Source organism: Kribbella rubisoli, from assembly GCF_004217145.1.
In the GTDB taxonomy this organism is placed as follows: domain Bacteria; phylum Actinomycetota; class Actinomycetes; order Propionibacteriales; family Kribbellaceae; genus Kribbella; species Kribbella rubisoli.
The window spans coordinates 1-1,306 of the sequence record NZ_SHKR01000010.1 but is presented as its reverse complement, the minus strand read 5'-3'; the positions used below and the strand labels follow the sequence as shown (position 1 = coordinate 1,306).

The window sequence follows — 1,306 nt, the reverse complement described above, 5'->3', positions numbered from 1 at the left end:
CTCAGTGTGAGGGTGGTGCTGCCGCTGGATGCGGTGGTTGGATCCCGATCACCTGATGCCTGGCTCGTACCGTGGCTGCCGTCTTCGGATTGGCGAGCATGCGTTTTGCCGGTGTCGGGTGTGACGGACCGGCCGGCGTGACTTGATAGGAGCGTGGCATCGCCCCCACTGAGATGTGTCCGCCGACCGGTCCAACCGTCCCATCACTGATCAGGGTGAAGGAGGCAACCTCCATGGTTGTTGTTGGCGCCGATGTGCACAAGCAGACTCACACGTTTGTTGCGGTCGACCAGGCCGGCCGGCGGCTGGGCCGGCTCACAATCGCAGCGACCACGAAGGGCCATGCGAAAGCGCTGGCGTGGGCCCGGCGGGAGTTCGGCGCCGACCTGGTCTGGGCAGTGGAGGACTGCCGTCACCTGTCCGCCCGCCTGGAGCGGGACCTGCTGAGCGCGGGACAGCGGGTGGTGCGGGTCCCGCCCAAGATGATGGCGATGACCCGGGCCTCGGCGCGCACCCGCGGCAAGTCCGACCCGATCGATGCGCTGGCCGTGGCGCGGGCCTTCCTGCGTGAACCAGACCTGCCGGTCGCCTCCCACGACGAGACGTCGCGGGAACTGAAACTGCTGGTCGACCGCAGAGAAACCCTGATCGCGCAACGCACCGCGACGATCAACAGCCTTCTGTGGCGGGTCCATGAACTCGATCCCGCTCGCGCACCGAAAGCCCGCTCGCTGGACCTGGCCAAGCACCAGAACGCCCTGCGGGACTGGCTGGTCACCCTGGCCGGGATGGTGGCCGAACTGGCTCTGGACGAACTCGACGACATCATCGCGTTGACCGCCCGCGCCAAGAATTACGAGCGGCGGATCGTGGCCCTGACCACCCAGGCCGCACCCACCCTGATGGCGATGCCCGGCTGCGGCGCATTAACCGCCGCCAAGCTCGCCGGAGAAGCCGCCGGCATCGCCCGCTTCGCCGACGAAGCCAAGTTCGCCCGCCACGCAGGTGTCGCGCCCATCCCGGTCTGGTCAGGCAACACCGCAGGCCGGGTCCGGATGACCCGCTCAGGCAACCGCCAACTCAACGCCGCCCTGCACCGCATAGCCGTCACCCAGATCCGCCTCACAGACAGCCTCGGCAAGACCTACTACGACAAGAAGAAGGCCCAGGGCATGTCCAACCGCGAAGCCCTCCGCTGCCTCAAACGACGCCTCGCACGCACCGTCTTCAACCACCTCACCACCGACCACCACAGCCGACCTACAACCAGCCTCCCAACTGCGGCTTGACATAGGAGAAACGCATG

1 protein-coding gene is annotated in these 1,306 nt (G+C 67.1%); it reads left to right on the top strand.

The window, feature by feature from the left end; all coding sequences use genetic code 11:
• Positions 1–215 precede the first annotated feature (215 nt).
• Positions 216–1,289: an IS110 family RNA-guided transposase gene (locus EV645_RS02590; RefSeq protein WP_338419122.1), complete on the top strand. Its 1,074-nt coding sequence runs from the start codon at positions 216–218 to the stop codon at positions 1,287–1,289.
• Positions 1,290–1,306 lie beyond the last annotated feature (17 nt).